This window comes from Actinomadura barringtoniae, assembly GCF_017573505.1.
Lineage (GTDB): Bacteria > Actinomycetota > Actinomycetes > Streptosporangiales > Streptosporangiaceae > Spirillospora > Spirillospora barringtoniae.
Genome location: NZ_JAGEOJ010000008.1, coordinates 72,703 through 87,080 on the forward strand (window position 1 = coordinate 72,703; position 14,378 = coordinate 87,080).

Annotated in this window: 11 protein-coding genes and 1 riboswitch; of the genes, 2 read left to right on the forward strand and 9 right to left on the reverse strand. The window is 71.0% G+C overall.

The features are described from left to right. Positions 1-25 precede the first annotated feature (25 nt). From J4573_RS20235 to J4573_RS20270, 8 genes are all read right to left on the reverse strand, one after another. A complete protein-coding gene (locus J4573_RS20235; RefSeq protein WP_208257335.1) occupies positions 26-1,180 on the reverse strand; it encodes an acetyl-CoA C-acetyltransferase in 1,155 nt (384 codons plus the stop codon). Between the two features lie 11 nt (positions 1,181-1,191). Then, positions 1,192-1,821 carry a TetR/AcrR family transcriptional regulator gene (locus tag J4573_RS20240; RefSeq protein WP_208257336.1) on the reverse strand — a complete coding sequence of 210 codons (630 nt, stop codon included), beginning with the start codon at positions 1,819-1,821 and terminating at the stop codon, positions 1,192-1,194. A 7-nt stretch (positions 1,822-1,828) separates the two neighbouring features. Further along, the gene (locus J4573_RS20245) at positions 1,829-2,614 is read right to left on the reverse strand and encodes an SDR family oxidoreductase (protein WP_208257337.1); all 786 of its coding nucleotides are present in this window, start codon (positions 2,612-2,614) and stop codon (positions 1,829-1,831) included. After that, positions 2,611-3,798, reverse strand: coding sequence for an acyl-CoA dehydrogenase family protein (locus tag J4573_RS20250; RefSeq protein ID WP_208257338.1), 1,188 nt, complete (start codon positions 3,796-3,798; stop codon positions 2,611-2,613). Before J4573_RS20250 ends, J4573_RS20245 begins: the two co-directional genes overlap by 4 nt. A gap of 34 nt (positions 3,799-3,832) precedes the next feature. Next, positions 3,833-5,800 (reverse strand): SpoIIE family protein phosphatase, encoded by a 1,968-nt coding sequence (locus J4573_RS20255; RefSeq protein WP_208257339.1) that lies wholly within the window; start codon positions 5,798-5,800, stop codon positions 3,833-3,835. A 97-nt stretch (positions 5,801-5,897) separates the two neighbouring features. Next, on the reverse strand, positions 5,898-7,148 hold the full coding sequence (locus tag J4573_RS20260; RefSeq protein WP_307796737.1) for a glycosyltransferase family 4 protein: 1,251 nt from the start codon (positions 7,146-7,148) through the stop codon (positions 5,898-5,900). Beyond that, entirely contained in the window at positions 7,141-10,029 is a 2,889-nt protein-coding gene (locus J4573_RS20265) for a bifunctional glycosyltransferase/CDP-glycerol:glycerophosphate glycerophosphotransferase (protein WP_208257340.1), read from the reverse strand. Before J4573_RS20265 ends, J4573_RS20260 begins: the two co-directional genes overlap by 8 nt. A 288-nt stretch (positions 10,030-10,317) precedes the next feature. Continuing rightward, positions 10,318-11,061 (reverse strand): CHAP domain-containing protein, encoded by a 744-nt coding sequence (locus J4573_RS20270; RefSeq protein WP_208257341.1) that lies wholly within the window; start codon positions 11,059-11,061, stop codon positions 10,318-10,320. Between the two features lie 13 nt (positions 11,062-11,074). Next, positions 11,075-11,225: riboswitch (cyclic di-AMP (ydaO/yuaA leader) on the reverse strand. A 333-nt stretch (positions 11,226-11,558) separates the two neighbouring features. Here J4573_RS20270 and J4573_RS20275 point away from each other — a divergent pair. Then, positions 11,559-12,041 carry a DUF6069 family protein gene (locus tag J4573_RS20275; RefSeq protein ID WP_208257342.1) on the forward strand — a complete coding sequence of 161 codons (483 nt, stop codon included), beginning with the start codon at positions 11,559-11,561 and terminating at the stop codon, positions 12,039-12,041. Between the two features lies 1 nt (position 12,042). Next, positions 12,043-13,488, forward strand: a complete 1,446-nt coding sequence (locus J4573_RS20280; RefSeq protein WP_307796738.1) for an ion channel protein — start codon at positions 12,043-12,045, stop codon at positions 13,486-13,488. A 77-nt stretch (positions 13,489-13,565) separates the two neighbouring features. Here J4573_RS20280 and J4573_RS20285 read toward each other — a convergent pair whose 3' ends face one another. Then, positions 13,566-14,294 (reverse strand): glucose 1-dehydrogenase, encoded by a 729-nt coding sequence (locus tag J4573_RS20285; protein WP_208257343.1) that lies wholly within the window; start codon positions 14,292-14,294, stop codon positions 13,566-13,568. Positions 14,295-14,378 lie beyond the last annotated feature (84 nt).

A 14,378-nucleotide genomic window follows, 5' to 3' on the forward strand; every position in this document is an offset into this window, starting at 1 on the left:
GACCCCCCACCCGACTTCGTCGGATTCAGAGCCGCTCAAGGATCGTGACGTTGGCCTGCCCGCCGCCCTCGCACATGGTCTGGAGGCCGTACCGGCCGCCGGTGCGCTCCAGCTCGTGCAGCAGCGTGGTCATGAGCCGGGCGCCGGTCGCGCCGAGCGGGTGGCCGAGCGCGATCGCGCCGCCGTTCGGGTTGGTGATCGCCGGGTCGGCGCCGGTCTCCTTGAGCCAGGCGAGCACGACCGAGGCGAACGCCTCGTTGATCTCGACGGCGTCGATGTCGTCGATCTTCATGCCGGTCTTCTTGAACGCGTAGGCCGTCGCCGGGATCGGCGCGGACAGCATCCGGATCGGGTCCTCGCCTCGCGCGGAGACGTGGTGGATCCGGGCGCGCGGGGTCAGGTCGTGGTCCTTGACGGCCTGCTCGGACGCGATCAGCAGCGCGGCGGCGCCGTCGGAGATCTGCGAGGACAGCGCGGCGGTGAGGCGGCCGCCCTCGATCAGGGTCTTCAGCCCGGCCATCTTCTCCAGGGTGGTGTCGCGGCGCGGCCCCTCGTCGGTGGTGACGCCCTCGTACGGGGCGATCTCGCGTTCGAACCGGCCCTCGTCGATCGCGCGGACGGCGCGCTGGTGCGACTCGTAGGCGAACGCCTCCATCTCCTCCCGGGAGATGTCCCAGTCACGCGCGATCATCTCGGCGCCCGCGAACTGCGAGACCTCGCCCTCGCCGTACCGCCGCACCCAGCCCTTGGACCCGGCGAACGGGCCCTTGTCGAAGCCGAGCGGCTCGGCGGCGGTCATCGCGTACGCGATCGGGATCTGCGACATGTTCTGCACGCCGCCCGCGACGACCAGGTCCGAGGTCCCCGACAGCACGGCCTGCGCGGCGAAGTGCACGGCCTGCTGGGACGAGCCGCACTGGCGGTCGACGGTCACGCCCGGCACCTCCTCGGGCAGCCCGGCGGCCAGCCAGCAGGTGCGGGCGATGTCGCCGGCCTGCGGGCCCACGTTGTCGACGCAGCCGAACACCACGTCCTCGACCGCCGCCGGGTCGGCCTGCGAGCGCCGCATCAGCTCGGCCAGGACGTGCGCGCCCAGGTCCGCCGGGTGGGCACCGGCGAGCCCGCCGCCGCGCCGCCCGACGGGCGCGCGGACCGCTTCGACGATGTAGGCCTCGGCCATGGTGTGTCTCCTTACGCGGGGGGAGGGCTCGCCTGGATCCCTTCCAGGACCATGGCGAGGTACTGCTTGGCGATCTCTTCGGCGGACAGCCGGCCGCCGTGCTGGTACCAGTTGGCGGCGACCCAGACGGTGTCGCGGATGAACCGGTAGACCAGGACGCGGTCGAGGTCGGGGCGGAACGCGCCCTCCTCGACGCCCCGGTCCAGCAGCGCCGTCCACATCTCCTCGAACCGCCGCTGCGAGTCCAGGAGGTAGTGGAAGCGTTCGCTGATGGCCAGGTGCTTGGACTCGTTCTGGTAGATCACGACGGCCGGGCGGTGCCGGTCGATCGAGCGGAACGACTCGACGACGAAGGCCTCGAGGGTCTCGCGCGCGGGCAGCTCCGCGGCGACCACGCGGTCGTAGGCGGCCCACAGCTCGTCGAGGAACGTCGAGAGGATCTCGTCGGCCATCGACTCCTTGGAGTCGAAGTGGTAATACAGGCTGCCGCCGAGGATCCCGGCCGCGTCGGCGACCTTCCGCACGGTGGTGGCGGCGTACCCCTGGGAGGCGAACACCTCGGCGGCGGTGGCGAGCAGCTCGGCCCGCCGTTCCGCGCGGGCGGCGGCGGTGCCTTCGGCGTCACGCCGTCGTGGACTCATCTGTGTGTCAGGCCTTCTGAGAGGAGACGGAGACGACCTCGCCGGTCATGTACGACGAGTAGTCGCTGGCCAGGAAGACGATAACGTTGGCCACCTCCCACGGCTCGGCGTAGCGGCCGAACGCCTCGCGGCGCGTCAGCTCGTCCAGCAGGTCCTCCGAGGTGACCTTCACCAGGTGCGGGTGCATGGCGAGCGAGGGCGACACCGCGTTGATCCGTACACCGTGCTCGGCGGCCTCCAGCGCGGCGCAGCGGGTGAGCGCCATGACCCCGGCCTTGGCGGCGGCGTAGTGCGACTGGCCCTTCTGCGCCCGCCAGCCGATCACCGAGGCGTTGTTGACGATCACGCCCGCGCCCTCCTGGCCCCGCATGATGCGCAGGGCGGCGCGGGTGCAGCGCATGGTGCCGTTGAGGGTGATGTCCAGGACGCGGTTCCAGGCGTCGTCGGCCATGTCGACCAGGTCGGCCGTGCCGCCGAGACCCGCGTTGTTCACCGCGACGTCGAGGCGGCCGAAGCGCTGCACGCCCAGGTCGTAGAGGGCCTGGACCTGCTCCTCGGAGGTGACGTCGCAGGGCAGCGCGGCGACCCGGTCGGCGCCGAACTCCTTCTCCAGCGCGGCCTGGGACTCGCCGAGGCGCCGTTCGTGGGCGTCGGAGATGAGGACCTTGGCGCCCTCCTCCAGACAGCGCCGCGCGGTGGCGCCGCCGATCCCGGCCCCGGCCGCGGCCGTGATCACGACGGCCTTGTCCTTGAGCAGGTCGTGGCCGGTCACGTATTCGGGGGGCGGGGTCATGGGCGGGGCTCCCTGGGCAAGCCGAGGACGCGCTCGGCGATGATGTTGCGCTGGATCTCGTTCGACCCGGCGTAGATGGTGTCGGAACGGGAGAACAGGAACAGCCGCTGCCAGTCGTTCAGGTCGTAGGGCTCTCCGTCGGCGACCAGCCCGGCCGCACCGAGCACGTCCATGGCCAGCTCGCCGAGGTCGCGGTGCCACTGGCCCCAGACCAGCTTGGAGATCGACGACTCGGGGCCCGGCGCTCCCGCCGCGACGCCCGCCATCGTGCGGGTCGCGTTCAGGCGCATGATCTCCAGGCCCATCCACGCGCGGGTGAGGCGGTCGCGCAGCAGCGGGTCGTCGATGGCGCCGGTACGGCGGGCGAGGTCGATGACCGCCTGCAGCTCGCGCCGGAACCCGACCTGCTGGCCGAGCGTGGCGACGCCGCGTTCGAAGCCGAGCGTGGCCATGGCGATCTTCCAGCCCTCGCCGGGCGCGCCCACGATGTTGGCGGCGTCGGTGCGGGCGTCGTCGAAGAAGACCTCGTTGAACTCCGAGGTGCCGGTCAGCTGCACGATCGGGCGGATGTCGACGCCGTCCTGCTTCATCGGGACCAGCAGGTAGGACAGGCCGCTGTGACGGGCGGAGCCGGGCTCGGTGCGGCAGACGGCGAAGCACCAGTCCGACTCGACCGCGAGCGACGTCCAGACCTTCTGCCCGTCGATGCGCCACTGGGCGCCGTCGCCCGTGAGGGCGGCCCGGGTCTGCACGTTGGCAAGGTCAGAGCCGGCGTTCGGCTCGGAGTAGCCCTGGCACCACAGCTCCTCGACGCGGACGATCGGCGGCAGGAACCGCTCGCGCTGCGCGTCGGTGCCGAACGCGATGATCGTGGGCCCGAGGAGGTTCTCCCCGATGTGGCCGACCCGGGCGGGGGCGCCCGCGAGCGCGTACTCCTCGTTGAAGATCACCTGCTGCTCGACGGAGGCGGCGCGCCCGCCGTACTCCTTCGGCCACCCGACGCAGGTCCAGCCCGCCGCGGCCATGTGCCGCTCCCAGCCGAGCCGCTCCTCGAACGCCTCGTGCTCGCGGCCGGGGCCGCCCAGCCCGCGGGCGTGCGCGAAGTCGCCCGACAGGTTGGCCTCGAGCCAGTCGCGGACCTCGGCACGGAAGGCCCGGTCCTCGGGGGTCTCGTTCTCGGTCACACCGGGGACTCTACCAAACAGTTGTTAGAAAGAATCAGCCGCCGACTCTGAAGGCGAACAGGGTGGTGTCGTCGGCGAAGCGGTCGTGCCCCATGCGTTGCAGCACGTCGTCCAGCATCCGGTGCAGGTTGTCGCCGTGGCCCTCGACCATCCCGGCCAGCTTGTCGATCTGCGCGTCCAGGTCGGCGCCCCGCCGCTCCACCAGGCCGTCGGTGTAGAGGACGACGACGTCCCCGTCCCGCAGCGGCGTCGCGTTGGTGGCGTACTCCATGCCGGGGAACGCGCCGAGCAGCGGGTCGGGGTCGCCGGCCGCCGCCAGCCGTTCGGCCCGGCCGTCGCGGACCAGGATGGGCGGCGGATGCCCGGCGCTCGACCAGGTCAGCTGCCGGGTCTCGGGGTCGAAGTGGGCCACCACGGCCGTGCCGGTGGTGGCCGGGCCGAGGCCGTCGGTCATGTCGTTCAGCCAGCCGAGCAGCCGCCCGGAGCACTCGCCGGTGTAGGCGAGGCCGAGCAGCCCGTGCCGCATCCGCGCCATGTCGGCGGTCGCGGCCAGGCCGTGCCCGCTGGCGTCGCCGATCGCCAGCAGCGACCGGCCGCTGGGCAGCACGCGGGTGACGTACCAGTCGCCGCCGATGCGTGCCGGGTTCTCGGCCGGGATGCTGCGGACGGCCGCACTGAGGCCCGGGGCGCCCGCGAGGACCTGGTCGGGCGGCAGGATCGCGCGCCGCAGCGTCAGGGCCACCTGCCGTTCGCGGGCGCTCTCGCCCTGCAGGCGCAGCAGGTCGCGGCGGGTCTCGGCGAGCGCGCCCTCGATGGAACGGCGGCGGGTGACGTCCTGGGTGATGGCACTGATCCCGGTCAGCCGGCCCGCCCGGTCCAGCATCGGCTCGGCGTTCAGCCACAGGTGCCGGTCCGAGCCGCCGGGCGTACGGATCCGGTACTCGACCTGGACCGGCTCGCGGCGGCTGAACAGCACGTGCATGGCCTGCTCGAACAGCGGCAGGTCCTCCGGGGCGATGATCTTGGGGAAGTCGTCGGCGCCGACCGGCTCGTCGCTCGGGCCGCGCCCGTAGTTGGCGAGCATCTGCGGCGACCAGACCGTCTCGTCGGCGGCCAGGTCCCACTCGCCGAAGCCGATGCTGGCGAGGCGTTCGGACCGGTCGAGGCGGCGGCGGACCCGATCGTCGTCATCGTGGTGGCGCCAGGTCAGGCAGATGCCGGTGGGCACCTGGACGCACCTGATGCTCAGCCTGGCCGAACGGGAGGTCCCGTGGTGGACGGTCGAGTAGTCGATCGGGCCGCAGGCGAACGGCTCACCGGTCTCCAGGACCTTCACGTACTCGGGGAACAGGCCGTTCAGCAGCGCGCCCGGGTCGATGCGCAGCATGCGGCGGCCGAGCAGTTCCTCGGGCGGGCGGCCGAAGATGTCCTCGGCGGCCTCCCCGAAGGCGCGGTGCAGGAAGTCGACCACGTGGCCGTCGTCGGCCCGGACCGGGATCAGGTGGCTCGACGAGCCGAGCGCCGAGTCCAGCACCGCCTGCGCCGCCGGGTCGTTGGGCGCCGCGGCCAGGCGTTCCTGGTCCGCGCGTTCGTCCTCGTCGGTCAGGCCGCCGAGCAGCGCCTCGACCTCCTCGGCGCGGTCGGCGATCCCGGCGGGTCCGGCCGGATCGGTGGGATCGTCCGCGCGGGAACGGATGTGGCGGATGGCCTCGTCGACATCGCCGACCGTGAGCCGCGGCGACCCGTTCACCGCGGTCTGCGGCTGGGTGTTGGCGGCATCCTCGGTCACCAGCAGGGCCGCCGTCTCCTCCAGCTCGGTGCCCAGGTCCCGGGCGAGCCAGATCAGGTGCTGGAGGGCCTCGTCCTCATGGCAGCCGAGGCGATCGGCCAGCACCACGCGCGCCTCCGCCACGACGGCCCGCTCGCGCATGGCCGCGCGCAGATCCTCCAGGCCCGGCAAATTAAGCCCGGCACCTCCAGGTCCCAGCGTCGTCCCGTCCATCCCAGAAATATATGGGCACGTGTCGGACTACTGTTCCCAGCGACGACCTTTGGCCGCACCGAGCTACAAACCCACGCGTGTTTCCTTAAATGGACGGTCAAGAGTCAACCTTGACATTCACCGGAGTTCGCGCCGTTTCGGTTTCGACCGGCATCGCAGGCAAGGTGGATGGAAATTCGTCGGCGGAGCTGTCCCGGTGCAGAAGCGAGAAAAGCCGTTCCCATCGGTCCAGCACGGTGTCGGGATGGAAGCGCAGCACGGAGTTGCGGGCCGCGGCCCCCATGCTGCGGCGCAGCGCGGCGTCCCCCATGAGACGGTCAAGTGCCTCGGCGAAGCCGAAAATGTCCCCGCGCTCGACCAGGAGACCGTTCTCCTCCTCGTTCAGCAGTTCCCGGACGCCCGGCGCGCAGTCGAACGCGACGGTCGGCAGCCCGTAGGCCATCGACTCCAGGACCGACATCGGAAATCCCTCGTCGCGGGACGGCAGCGCGAAGATCGACGCCTCGGTCAGCGCCGCCTCGATGTCGTCGGTCACGCCCTTGAATTCGACCGAGCCGGATAGCCCGGCGGAATGGGCCTGGTCGCGCAGATCAGGCCCGGCGGGGCCGTCGCCGTAGATGTGCAGCCGCCATTCCGGGTGCTCGGGCGCGACCCGCTCCCACGCCTCCAGGAGCATGTCCACGCCCTTCTCGTACGAGAGCCGCCCGACGCAGGCGACGACCGGCTCGGCGAGCGTGGGAAAGCCGTTGGGCGAGACGTGCAGCGGGTTGGGCATGTGGTCGGCGTTGGTCATGCCGTCCCTGGCCCAGGCGTCGGCGTCCTCGGCCGTAAGGGCCAGGAAGCGGTCGGTGCCGGCGTAGAACTCCTTGACCCGGCGGTAGCGGGACGAGCGGCGGGTGGCGCCGTAGGACTCGTGGCTCATCCCGATGACCTTCATGCCGTGGGTGTCGGCGCGCGCGACCCACTCCATCGCCCAGACCTGCGCCCCGATGATCACGCCGCCGGGGCGGCGCGCCGACGCGAAGATCGCCGAGAGCTGCTCGACGCCCTTGCGCATCTCGGCCGTACGCCACAGGTCGCGGCCCCAGGCGGCGGCGTTCAGCCGCTGGGAGAGCCTGCGCGGCCGGTGCGCCAGCGAGGGCGGGCGCCAGTCGTAGTGCAGCACGCGCACGTCGTACGACTCGTCCGAGCGGTAGAGTTGCGGCTCGGCCGCGTAGGTCACGCCGATGAGGGTGACGCGGTGCCCGCGCCCGACCAGCAGGCGGGCCAGGTGGTGCGCCCACCGTTGCACGCCGCCCATCGCGTCGGTGTTGTTGCAGACGATGAAGACGTCACGCGGCTCAGCCACGCCGGCTCCCCTCCTTGAAGTCACGGTCCTTGAAGTAGCGGTCGACGACGGCTTTGGCTGCGTCGCCGTGGTCGTGCTCCCCGAAGCGGCGGGCGAACGCCCTGCGCCGTTCGGTGTAGGCGGGCTGGTGCGGGAGCGCGACCAGGGCGGCGAGGAGCTCGTCCTCGGTCCGCGTGATCGGCCCGGGCGCCTCCTCGATCAGGTCGAAGTAGCCGCGGCCCAGCCGCTGCTCGTCGGGGAGGTGGAAGACCATCGGCCGGTCGAGCAGGGCGTAGTCGAACATGATCGAGGAATGGTCGGTGACGAGCGTGTCCGCGAGCAGGAGCAGCAGCGTGACGTCCTGCACGTTCCCGACCTCGATGATCGAGCGGCGGCGGCCGTCGCCCTGCGGCGGGAGGGCGAGCGTGCAGAAGTAGTGCGGGCGGACCAGGAGCACGATGTCGTCGCCGAGCTCGCGGGCGAAGCGGTCCAGGTCGATCGGCGGATCGATGCGGCGCACCGGGCGGCCGTCGGGGCCCTTGCGGAACGTCGGCGCGTAGAGGACCACGCGGCGCTTGTCGTGCTTGAGGCCGAGTTTGGCGCGGAGGGCGGCGACATCGCGTTCCAGGTCGGGATCGGGCGTGACGAGCGGGTCGTTGCGCGGGTAACCGGTGGTCAGCAGCTCTGACTGCACACCGAGGCCCTTGGCCAGGGTGTCGACGTCGTGCTGGGAACGGACCAGGAAACCGTCATAGCGTTCCACCATCCGCTTCAGGCGTTTGCGTTCGGCGAGCGTGCCGCTCTTCAGCTGCGGCTGGTCCACCCCCATCAGCTTCAGGGCCGAACCGTGCCAGGTCTGGATGTAGGTCGTCTCGGGCCTCTTACGGAGACCGTCGGGGAAACCCTGGTTGTCCACCCAGAACTGCGCGCGCGCAAGCTTGAGGAAGTACGCCCAGGAACCGCGTTGCACGAGGTCCGCCTCGGCCGGGAAGCCCCGGGAAGACGACGCGTACGACCACGTGGCGTGGACCGGCAGGCGGGCGCGGCGCAACTCGCGGTAGATGTATTTGGGATTGTCGCTGTATTGCTTGCCGAGGTGGCTTTCGAACACCACGCTGCCCTTGCGGACCGGGAGCCTGGTGAGGACGCGGTTGAAGACGGCGACCTTGGTCTTGCGCGACCCGGCCTTGCGTTTCACAGCGCGTTCGACGCTCCTGATCCGCCTCCAGGCGCGGCGGCCGGTCGAGGTGGCGGCGGCGCGGTGGACCAGGCCGCGGGAGAGGCGGGTGAGGCGGCCCTCGCCGTCCAGCCTGAACGCCACGTGGCCCGCCGAGGTGACGTACGAGCGCATCCGGTCAGCGGCCAGGCGCGTGAGGCGGGGACGCACGGGGAGGCTGAGCCCGTCCGTGGACGCCTCGGTCTCGTCGTCCTGAGGGCCGGGGAACGTCTGGATCGTCTCGCCGTTGACGACGAGGCGCAGGCGCAGGGTCCACACCGGGTCGGCGAAGCCCAGCGGCCTCACCTTGCGCATCGGATCGAAGGTCGCGCGCCAGAGCAGGCGGTCCCCCGCGTGCTCGACGGTCGCGCGGACGCGGCGCACCCGCCCGGGACGACGGCGATCGGCGAGCTCGAGCCTGGCCTTGATCTCAGCGTCGGCGGGCACGCGGCCGAGCGGGTTCAGCACGTAGCCGGAGATGACGGCGCGGCCACCGTCGTCGAGCCGCATTCTCGTGACCACGTTGCCGAGCCGCAGCCCGGAGAGGGGACGGCGGTGGAAGTCCAGGTCGGTGACGTCGAGGACGCTGCGGGCCTGGTCTCCCTGCGGCGGCGTGGCGCCCCAGTAGATCCGTCCGTCCCGTTCGACCAGGTCGGTGCGCAGCTCGGGCAGGCGTCCGCGGTTGTAGTCGGCGGCGGCGAGCGCGCCGGGCAGGTCGCGTTCGCGCAGCAGGAACGCGGCGATCGCGGGGACGGCGTGGGCGTCCTCGAACACGCGCGGGTCCAGCTCGCCCAGGTAACCGGCGGCCAGCTCCAGGAACGCCGCCCGGTAGACGGTGTCGCGGCTGCGCAGCTCCCGAAGGTAAAGGAGCAGGTCGTGGTTGACGAACTTGGCGTCCTTGGCCAGCTTCAGGTCGGCGGCGTCGTGGCGGCGGAACAGCGTGTCGATGCGGCGGTGGATCTCCAGGCGGTCGGCGAAGTTGGCCAGTTCGGCCCGCCGGTTGGAGATCGAGGGTGCGGACGCGGCGCCGCTCGGCTCGACGAGCCAGTTGTAGACCCGGTGCGGGATGAGGGCCGTACGACGGGCGCTCAGGTAGGCCTCGGCGCTGAACAGCAGGTCCTCGTAGTGGAGCCGTTCGACGAAGCGGAGGTCCTGCTCTTCCAGGAAGCCGCGGCGGTAGGCCTTGTTGGTCGACAGCGTGTCGTAGAGGAGATCGGTGTTCTCCTTGAGCGAGCCGTAGACCGCCCTGTTCTTGTAAAGCCACGGGTACCAGGGGCGTTCCTTGTTGGCGTGGCGGCCGACGTGCACCCGTGCGCACAGCCCCGAGACCAGGTCGGCATCGCTCTCCTCGGCGGCGGAGAGCAGGTTGAGGCAGGCATGCGGATCGAGCAGGTCGTCGCTGTCAAGGAACATCACGTACTTGCCGCGCGCCCGTTCGATGCCGGCGTTGCGCGGCCCGCCGCAGCCGCCGGAGTTGGACGGCAGGCGGAACGAGCGGACCCGGTGCGGGTGAGCGGCGGCGATCCGGTCGGCCGTCTCCCCCGTTCCGTCGGTGCTGGCGTCGTCGACGACCACCGCCTCGACGCTGCCGAGCGACTGCGCCAGAACCGAGCCGACCGCCCGCGGCAGCCGCCGCTCGTCGTTGTAGGCGATCACGACGACGCTGACATCCGGACGTGCCGGCATACAGGGCCCCCTTCCACGTATGGCCGTGCCGGATTCCTTTCCAGGAACCGCCGGTCAGGGGGCTAAGGAGGAGCAAAGCATGCGAATGATTCGCATTACCCGACATTCGCGAAGGCCCCGGCGAGTCCCCCGAAGCGCTTGAGGAGCCCCTAAATGCTTGAGCGGCCCCGAAACGCCAGAAGGCGTCCGGCGGTATGCCGGACGCCTTCTGGTTTGGGGCTGGGGGGTCGGGGGGTGCCAGGGGGTTTCGGGGGTCGGGGGAAGGGGCGAGGCCGGGATCGGGGGTGATCAGCCGTCGTAGTCGGGGTAGCCGTAGCCGACGACCGCCGACTTGCTCCGCACCTTCTTCTCGACCTTGTTGTTGGTGTTGCCCTCGATCGTGGTGATCGTGCCGTTGCCGTTGTCCTTGACGACCATGCCGACGTGGTCGATGTCGCCGGTCGAGCCCTTGTCGCCCTTGCTCCAGCTGTAGAAGACCAGCGCGCCCGGCTTGGCCTTCTTGCCCCAGCGCTTGGTCTTGTCGAGCCAGTTGGCGTGCTGGACGGTGTAGGCGTCCCAGCCCATGCCCTTGACGCCGGTCTGCGCGCCGATCCAGGACACGAACATGTCGCACCACTCGGCGCCCTTGTACTCACCGGGGTTGCCGCCGTCGCGCTTGGCGGTCAGCTTGGCCTCGTTGGTGGAGGTGTACCAGTCGGCGAACTTGGTGTGGCCGCCCGGCCCCTCGGAGATGCCGATCTGCTTCTCGGCGAGCTTGATCGCGTCCGCGGCCTTGATCGGCTTGGCGGCCTTGACCTTGGCGGGGGCGGACTTGGCGGCCTCGCCCTTCGCGGCGCCGGCCTTGTTCTCGGCCACGGCCGCCGCCGCACCCTGGGCCTTGGCCGCGGGCTTGGCGTCCGCGCTGGCGTCGTCGGCGCTGAACGGGTTGAGGACCGCCAGGCCGAGCGCTCCCGCGAGCACCGCTCCGACGGCCACGCCCACGACGACGTTCGGCTCGTCCGACGCGGACTTCACAGTGTTGCGATCGAGCATGAAGAGAACTCCTTATATCTCCCATGTCGCCTACCGGGTTAGCTGACGGATTCGGGCATGGAAGAGCCCTACGGCGCGCTCATTGGCGGCGCCGATTCACCCCTGAAACGTGGGTCCCCGGCTCCGCGTCCATTGGGGGGACGCGGACTCGGCCACGGGCATCGCATGGGACGGGTGCCCGCTTATTCGGATGGATCTCGGCAATGAGGGGGCGCGGGGGTTTTCGCCGCGCGGGGGGCCGGACGACCTTCGGGTCATCCGGGCGGTCACGGCCTCCTAGGGCGTGCGTGACCTGCGGCGACGCATGGGACGCGTCGCGAATTTCAGACAGAAGGTATCAAACCTCAACGAGATGGCAAATCGACTCCAAAGAATCTTCCTTGGAAGCCGCAAGACCCCAACACGCAGGCCATCCCGGACCATTCCCAGGCCCCAAGACCTGGTCAAGATTGTCCGCCGGGCGTCGCCGTGGGCCCGCGCGGGGGAATTTTGCATTCATGGCCTACAACACCGGTACCGGCTCGCCGTACCAGCAGCAGACGCCCCGGAGGCCGCCGGTCAACGCCGGCCGCCTGTGGGCCGGGGGTGTCGCCACCGCCGTGGTGGCCGCGGCCGTCGGGATCGTGGGGCTCTTCGTGACCCGCGGGATCTTCGACATCCCGGTGTGGCTCCCCGACGGCCAGCACCGCGTGGTGGACGCCACGGCCGCCGAGGTCGCGGTCTGGGGCGCGTTCGCCGCACTGGTGGCGACAGCCCTCATGCACCTGCTGCTCGTCACGACGCCGAGCCCGCGGCAGTTCTTTACCTGGATCGTGATGCTGGCCACGCTCATCGCGGTGCTCTGGCCGTTCACCACGGGGATGTCGCTGGCCAGCAAGATCGCCGGGGCCGCGATCGCGGGCGTCATGGGCGTCGCGATCGGCATGCTGCTGAACTCCGTGGCCGCGTCCGCCACCCGTCCCAACCTCCCGCCGGTCTGAGGTGGCCCCCAACAAGCCCGGCTCCCCCCAGCCCGGCCCCACACCGTCCGGCCCCACACCGTCCGACGCCACACCGTCCGACGCCACACCGTCCGACGCCACACCGCCCGGCCCCACGACGCCCGGACCCAGCGAGAACGGCTCACCCCCTCCCGGCGCTGCGCCGTCCGGCCGCATCCCGACAGGCCCCATCCTGACCGCGCGGGCCAAGGCGCTGCTGCCGCTCGTGATCCCGGCGCTGGCGGTCGGCATCGGCTCCAGCCTCGTGCTGCTCGCGCTGAGCGCGGTCGCCGAGTGGCTCCAGGACGTTCTGTGGGACCACCTGCCGGTCGCGATCGGCGCCGACGGATCGAGCGCGTGGTGGACGCTGGTCATCCTGATGGCGACCGGCGCGGCCGTGGGCCTGGTGGTCTGGAAGGTCCCTGGGCATGGCGGACCCGACCCGGCCACCGAGGGCCTGATCGCGCCGCCGATGGCGCCGAGGATGCTGCCGAGCCTGTTCCTGGTGACCGGCCTGGCCCTCGCCGGTGGCGTCAGCCTCGGCCCCGAGAACCCGATCACGGCGGCCAACATCGCGCTGGCCTTCGCCATCGGAGCCCGCCTCATTCCCGCCATCTCGGGCGAGATGTGGCTGGCCATGGCGGCGGCGGGCACGGTCGGCGCGCTCTTCGGCACCCCGGTGGCGGCCGCGCTGATCCTGTCCGAGATGCCGATGGGCAAGTCCAGCCTGCCGCTGTGGGACCGCCTCTTCGCGCCGCTGGTGGCGGCCGCCGCCGGAGCGATCACCACGTCCGTCATCGCCTCGCCGATGATCGCGTTCAAGATGCCCGCCTACCGCGGCGTCGAGCTGATCGACCTGGTCAGCGGCTCGATCATCGCGGTGGCCGCGTGCGCGATCGGCCTGGCCGCCGTCTACGTCTTCCCGCACGCGTACGCGCTCTTCCAGCGCGTCCAGCACGTCTCCAACCCGTTCGTCATGATCACCCTGGGCGGCACGCTGCTCGGCGTCCTCGGCATGATCGGCGGGCAGGTCACGCTCTTCAAGGGCCTGGACGAGACCAAGGAGCTCCTGGCGGCCGGCTACTCCGGCCCGCACCTCTTCCTGATCATCATCGTCAAGATCGCCGCACTGCTGATCGCCGCCACCTGCGGCTTCCGCGGCGGACGGATCTTCCCGGCGATGTTCATCGGCGTCGCGATCGGCATGTTCAGCGTCGCGCTCGTCGACTCGATCCCCGTCTCGCTGGCCGTCGTCTGCGGCGTCCTGGGCGTCCTCGTCGCGATCACCCGCCAGGGCTGGCTGAGCCTCTTCGCCGCCCTGGCGATCGTCGGCGACACCCGGCTGCTCCCGGTCGCCTGCATCGCCGTACTGCCCGCCTGGCTGCTGGCCACCGGACACCCGGAGATGCTCATCGAGGAAAAGGAGCCCGCGACCACCACCGCCTAAGCCGCTTCCCGGAGGCCGCCACCCCGCAGCCGCACATCCCGCAGGCCGCTTCTCCATAGCGCGCTACCCGTGGGCCGCTATCCCGTAGTGAGCCCGCCGTCGACCGCGAACTCAGTCCCGGTCATGTAGGAGGACGCGTCCGAGGCGAGGAAGAGCACGAGCCCCGCGACGTCCTCGGGCAGCCCGACCCGCCCGAGCGGCGCCCGGTCGAACTTCCCCTCGCCGCGCTCGAATCCGGAGGCCGCGACCATCGGCGTGTCGATCGCACCCGGGTGTACGGAGTTGACCCTGATCCTGTCCGCCGCCAGATCCAGCGCCGCCGAACGAGTGAGCCCGCGCAGCCCGAACTTGGACGCCCCGTACGCGCTGTGCCCGGGAATGCCCCGCAGCCCGGCCGTCGAGGAGATGTTCACGATCGACCCGCCGTTCCTCCGCATCGCCGGGACGACCGCCTGGATGCCAAGGAACGGCCCTATGAGATTGACCCGCAGGATCTGCTCGAAGCGTTCTTCGGTCTCCTGGTCGACGGGTGCCGTCCGCCAGATCGCGGCGTTGTTGACCAGCACGTCGATCCGCCCGTACGCCTCCAGCGCGCCCTCGACGACCTCGCCCCAGGACTCCGCCGAGGCCACGTCATGCCGGACGAACAGGCCACCGACCTCTTCGGCGACCTTCTCCCCCTCGTCCAGGAGGTCGGTCACCACCGCCCGCGCGCCCGCCTCCGCCAGCAGCCGCGCCTCGACCGCGCCCTGCCCACGCGCCCCGCCCGTGACGATGGCGACCTTCCCGTCGAGCCTGATCTCCATGAACGCACCCTCCTTGAGTATTCCTAATAGAAACATCTCTCGAAAAGAGTGTCACCCCACCGCCGTGCTCCATGGCAGGCTGAA

Coding starts and splice junctions, on each gene's coding strand:
- J4573_RS20235 (WP_208257335.1), bottom strand. CDS start 1,180: ATGGCCGAGGCCTACATCGTCGAAGCGGTCCGCGCGCCCGTCGGGCGG.
- J4573_RS20240 (WP_208257336.1), bottom strand. CDS start 1,821: ATGAGTCCACGACGGCGTGACGCCGAAGGCACCGCCGCCGCCCGCGCG.
- J4573_RS20245 (WP_208257337.1), bottom strand. CDS start 2,614: ATGACCCCGCCCCCCGAATACGTGACCGGCCACGACCTGCTCAAGGAC.
- J4573_RS20255 (WP_208257339.1), bottom strand. CDS start 5,800: ATGGACGGGACGACGCTGGGACCTGGAGGTGCCGGGCTTAATTTGCCG.
- J4573_RS20265 (WP_208257340.1), bottom strand. CDS start 10,029: ATGCCGGCACGTCCGGATGTCAGCGTCGTCGTGATCGCCTACAACGAC.
- J4573_RS20270 (WP_208257341.1), bottom strand. CDS start 11,061: ATGCTCGATCGCAACACTGTGAAGTCCGCGTCGGACGAGCCGAACGTC.
- J4573_RS20275 (WP_208257342.1), top strand. CDS start 11,559: ATGGCCTACAACACCGGTACCGGCTCGCCGTACCAGCAGCAGACGCCC.
- J4573_RS20285 (WP_208257343.1), bottom strand. CDS start 14,294: ATGGAGATCAGGCTCGACGGGAAGGTCGCCATCGTCACGGGCGGGGCG.